4 protein-coding genes are annotated in these 4438 nt (G+C 68.4%); 1 reads left to right on the forward strand and 3 read right to left on the reverse strand.

Annotated elements, in window-relative coordinates; translation table 11 throughout:
- Positions 1 to 251: 251 nt before the first annotated feature.
- Complete coding sequence (locus ACFWPJ_RS25765) at positions 252 to 1496, reverse strand: pyridoxal phosphate-dependent aminotransferase (protein ID WP_378854990.1); 1245 nt, start codon at positions 1494 to 1496, stop codon at positions 252 to 254.
- Positions 1497 to 1544: 48 nt separating this feature from the next.
- The gene (locus ACFWPJ_RS25770; RefSeq protein ID WP_378854992.1) at positions 1545 to 2807 is read right to left on the reverse strand and encodes a helix-turn-helix domain-containing protein; all 1263 of its coding nucleotides are present in this window, start codon (positions 2805 to 2807) and stop codon (positions 1545 to 1547) included.
- 202 nt (positions 2808 to 3009) lie between these two features.
- Here ACFWPJ_RS25770 and ACFWPJ_RS25775 point away from each other — a divergent pair, with 202 nt between their 5' ends.
- Positions 3010 to 3522, forward strand: a complete 513-nt coding sequence (locus tag ACFWPJ_RS25775) for a hypothetical protein (protein ID WP_378854993.1) — start codon at positions 3010 to 3012, stop codon at positions 3520 to 3522.
- On the opposite strand, the gene dcd is transcribed toward ACFWPJ_RS25775, so the two are convergent.
- On the reverse strand, positions 3435 to 4034 hold the full coding sequence (gene dcd, locus ACFWPJ_RS25780) for a dCTP deaminase (protein WP_189034433.1): 600 nt from the start codon (positions 4032 to 4034) through the stop codon (positions 3435 to 3437). The two genes, ACFWPJ_RS25775 and dcd, sit on opposite strands and share 88 nt — an antisense overlap.
- Between the last annotated feature and the right edge of the window lie 404 nt (positions 4035 to 4438).

Raw genomic sequence — 4438 nt, forward strand, 5'->3', positions numbered from 1 at the left:
GACAGCCGCAGGCAGGCGCCCAGGGGGGTAGGCGCGCGTACCTGAGGCTCTCGGTTGTCCAGGGGGGGTAGACAACCGGGCCGGGCGCCGAAGCGCCGAGGACCACTGTACACAAAAGTTGGACTTTTGCACTAGTAGATCCCTAAAAACTCCAAGATTCCGAACATTGAGTCTGTTTTGGTCCCCCTATCCAGACGGCCGGGTTGCCCAGACCCCAACAAACTCACAGGTCAAGACCTGGGAGGTGAGACTCACTGCCGGTAACTGGACAAGAAATTGCCGAACCGCTCGATCGCCACCGCCAGATCCCGCGCCCACGGCAGCGTCACGATCCGCAGATGATCAGTGGCCGGCCAGTTGAACCCGGTGCCCTGCACCATCAAGATCTTCTCCTGCAGCAGCAGATCCAGCACGAGCTTCCCATCGTCGTGGATCTCGTGCACGTTGGGATCCAGACGCGGGAAGGCGTACAGCGCGCCACGCGGCTTCACACACGACACCCCCGGGATCATGTTGAGCCGTTCCCACGCCACATCGCGCTGCTCGAGCAGCCGCCCGCCGGGCAGGATCAGATCCTCGATGCTCTGATGCCCGCCGAGCGCCACCTGAATGGCGTGCTGCGCCGGCACGTTCGGGCACAGCCGCGACGAGGCGAGCAGGTCGATGCCCTCGAGGAAACCGGCGGCGTGATCCTTCGGCCCGGTGATCGCCAGCCAGCCCGACCGGTACCCGGCCACCCGATACGCCTTGGACAGGCCGTTGAACGTCAGGCACAGCAGGTCGGGCGCGAGCGAGGCCAGCGAGACGTGCTTGGCGTCGTCGTAGAGGATCTTGTCGTAGATCTCGTCGGCCAGCAGCAGCAGCCGGTGCTTGCGCGCCAGGTCGACGATCTGCTGCAGCACCTCCGCCGAGTACACCGCACCCGTCGGATTGTTCGGGTTGATCACCAGCAGAGCCTTGGTCTTGTCGGTGATCTTGGCTTCGATATCGGCGATATCGGGCTGCCAGCCGTTGGCCTCGTCGCACAGGTAGTGCACCGGGGTGCCGCCGGCGAGGCTGGTCATGGCCGTCCACAGCGGGTAGTCCGGGGCCGGGATCAGCACCTCGTCGCCGTTGTCGAGCAGCGCCTGCATGGTGACGGTGATCAGCTCGGAGACGCCGTTGCCCAGGTAGACGTCGTCCACGTCGAGCTCGGGGAAGCCGGGCACCAGCTCATACCTGGTGACGATCGCGCGCCGCGCCGACAGGATGCCCTTGGACTCGGAGTACCCCTGCGCGTACGGCAGCGCCGCGATCACGTCACGCATGATCACATCGGGCGCCTCGAACCCGAACGGCGCCGGATTGCCGATATTCAGCTTGAGAATGCGGTGGCCCTCGGCCTCCAGCCGCGCTGCCTGTGCGTGTACCGGCCCACGGATCTCGTAGACGACGTCCTGCAGCTTCTTCGACTGCTCGAGGACGCGCGGCGGCACATGCGGCGTTTGAGGACTCACCCTCCAATGGTGCCATCCGCCGCAAACCGGTTCTCGCCGCACCGCCCCTCATCTGCCTGGTGGCAGGCCCGCGGCGGCCGTGGCGCCGCAGAATTCCTCGATCCGCTCGTCGAGCTGGCGCGCCTCGAAGGCGTCGCGATAGGCGGGCGCGGCGATGCGGCGCCGGACTCCGATCAGCCGCTCGCCGAGCTGGGCGATGCGGCGGTCCTCCGGCATGCCGAGGACGGGCCGCAGGGCGTCGGCGGCGCCGTCGATGCTGCCGTTGATGAGGTGGGCGGCGGCGTTGTCGACCCGGGCCAGCGATTCGGCGCCGTAGGAACGCTGCAGCGGGGGGCCGCTCGAGTACAGCGTGATGGCCCGTTCGGTGGCGGCCAGCGCCTGTTCGGCCCGGCCGAGCTGGATGCAGGTGGCGCCCGCGTAGTAGGCGGCCTTCGGCGCGCCGAAGCCGAACACGCCGCCGATCTCGTCGTGCAGTTCGTCGCGCCGGTCGCTCACCACGGCCTCGGCCGCGCGCAGACAGCGGTCGGTGTCGGTGTCGCTGCCCAGCCGCGCCCACACCCTGGCCTCGATATTGAGCAGCCGCACCCTGGCCAGCCCCTGACCTGCGAATTCCTGTCCGCTGCGCGCCAATTGGACCGCGTTGCGCGGCCGGTCCGACCAGTTCTCGATGAGGGCGTGCATGCCCCTTGTCCACGCGCGTAAGCCGTTGTGCCCGCTCAGTTCGGCGTAAGCCCAAGCGGCCCTGATCTGTTCGCCCGCGGCGTCGAGGTAGCCGAGGTCGGTGCTCGCGTTGGCCATCAGACCCGACAGCGTGCCCGCGAGCAGGTAGAGGTGACTGGTGTCGACCGGCTTCTGCTGCCCGTCGAGTAGTCGGTACACCCGGCGGCGCACCCGCAGCATCTCCACCATCATCGGCGCCGGCGCGGCGTGCACGTATTCGTTGGCGATGCGCCGGACGTCGGCGTCGAGCTGGGCCAGCGTCGTCGCGCCGACATTGGTGCTCTCCGCGGCGGCCGCGTGCTCGCTGGCCTCGTGCGCAGCCGCCATGATCAACTCCCTCTCCGACATCACCTCGGGCACAGCGCCTTTGATCGCACCGGCGTCGACGAAGGCGAGCAGGTCGGCGTCGGCGCCGGTGGGCGCCAAAAGAGTAGAGAAACGTGCGCGGACCACGTCGTCGGACCGAGCCAGCGACGTGTCGAGCGCGGCTTGATTCACCGGCCGCGGGCGCACGCGCTCGCCACCGGCCTCCCACTTCGACACCAGCCGTTCGTGCACGCCGAGATGAGCCGCGAACTCCCGGATGCTCATTCGTTTGGCATCGCGAAGGGCTCTGGCCTCTCTGCCTGTCCACTCCCCGACCACGGCGTCACCTTTCGCGACGAACGACTGACTCCAGAGTACGAGTGCGACAGTGAGACACGCCACAGCTTCGCGGAATCGGTTGCCAGAGGCAGTGAAAGGGCGGTGCGGGGCAGTGGTCGCGAGCGCGCGCACCCGGGATCCTGAAAGGGTGGAAGCCAGAACTGTCGATGACTGGGTGTCTTGCTACCAGCGCGAATTCGGGCTACCCGTTCGCGAGCGCGGTGGCTTCGTGATGCTGCCGATCACCGATCGGCTCTGCGTGGTGCATCTGCCGACCGCGCGAGCCGAGCTGGTGCTGGCGACGCTACGGGAGCAACGCAGGGCCGGGCCGGTGCTGGCCAGGCAGATCCGCTGGAGCCTGCTCGCCGACCCCGACGCCAGGCCGCCCGCCGACGTGGCCACCGAACTGCGCGGCCTCGATATCGACGTCCCCGGCATCGGCAGCGCGGTCATGCTGCCGACCAGCCTGGGCCGATGGAGCCGCGAAGGCTGTCACTGGGTGCGCCCGCCCAGCGGCGACGACGTGTTACCGCCACTCTCGCTGGTGCTGCACCTGGCCCTGTCGCTGACTTCTCAGCGGGTCTCGACGGCGTCGAGCGAGGCGGGCGGCAACGGGAAGTTGAGGTACGACCGCGACGGTGTCGGCCCGCGCTGCCCCTGATACTTCGATCCGGCCGCGGCGCTGCCATACGGGTGCTCGGCCGGACTGGTCAGCCGGATCAGGCACAGCTGCCCAATCTTCATCCCCGGCCACAGCGTGATGGGCAGGTTCGCCACGTTCGACAGCTCCAGGGTGATGTGCCCGCTGAAGCCCGGGTCGATGAACCCCGCCGTCGAGTGGGTGAGCAGCCCCAGCCTGCCCAGACTCGACTTGCCCTCGAGCCGCCCGGCCAGGTCGTCGGGCAGCGAGCACACCTCGAGCGTCGACCCGAGCACGAACTCGCCCGGGTGCAGCACGAACGGCTCACCCGGCTTGGGCTCGACCAGACTGGTCAGCTCGTCCTGCTGCATGGCCGGATCGATGTGGGTGTAGCGACTGTTGTCGAACACCCGGAACAACCCGTCGAGCCGCACGTCGATGCTCGACGGCTGCACCATCGACTCCAGCATCGGTTCGACACCGAGCCGCCCAGCGGCGATCTCGGCCCGGATGTCACGATCGGAGAGCAGCACGCGCCCAGTTTAAGCAGCGGACGCCGCAGGTAGACCGCCCGCACCCCGCGAAGGGCCAACCCGGCGGGGTTCGCCCGTCCCCGGCCGAGGGCGATCGACATGCACCGGCTCGCCCCTCGGGTCCGCGGCTCGCCGAATCCGGCGCGCCGCTCGCGGCTACTGCGTCGGCTGCACGATGCCGGTAGGTCCGACCGGCGGCTTCAGTGTCGGCGGCTTCAGTGTCGGCGGCTTCTCAGTGGGCTGCATTCCGTCAGCCTTTCGTCGTCCCGGCCCCACCCGACCCAGCGACACCGAGCCGAAACATCGAACCGGAGAACCAGTTTCGCCGCACACACGGCCTCGCCGGATCCCGCACGACAACGCCGATGAGAATGGCGGAACCCGTCGACGCACTGTAGAACGGC

The sequence above is a fragment of the Nocardia sp. NPDC058497 genome (assembly GCF_042720195.1).
Lineage (GTDB): Bacteria > Actinomycetota > Actinomycetes > Mycobacteriales > Mycobacteriaceae > Nocardia.

Bases quoted from the DNA above. Each gene is read 5' to 3' on its own strand.
- ACFWPJ_RS25770 (WP_378854992.1), bottom strand. From the start codon at position 2,807: ATGAGCATCCGGGAGTTCGCGGCTCATCTCGGCGTGCACGAACGGCTG.